Below are 230 nucleotides of genomic sequence, written 5' to 3' on the forward strand. Positions count from 1 at the left end.
ATGCGCTCCAACCTGGTCGCCGCCATCGTCCTGATCCTCGTCGGCCTGGTCCTGCTGGCCAGCCACCTGGGCTGGACCAACATGAACCTGGGTCGCCTGCTCCTTACCTGGTGGCCGGTGATCCTGGTGGCAGTGGGGATCGGGTTGTTGTTCGGACGCAAGTCGGGCCGGGCCCTGCCAAGCAGGCAAAAATAAGCGCGGAGCGATCCGCGCTTTTCGTTTGTGTGCCA

Annotated in this window: 1 protein-coding gene; it reads left to right on the plus strand. The window is 63.9% G+C overall.

The features are described from left to right. Positions 1–195: LiaI-LiaF-like domain-containing protein (locus ACQG3P_RS25295; RefSeq protein ID WP_426806575.1), on the plus strand; the 195-nt coding region annotated here is incomplete at its 5' end. Between the last annotated feature and the right edge of the window lie 35 nt (positions 196–230).

It is taken from the genome of Stenotrophomonas sp. SrG, from assembly GCF_050031795.1.
In the GTDB taxonomy this organism is placed as follows: Bacteria; Pseudomonadota; Gammaproteobacteria; order Xanthomonadales; family Xanthomonadaceae; genus Stenotrophomonas; species Stenotrophomonas rhizophila_A.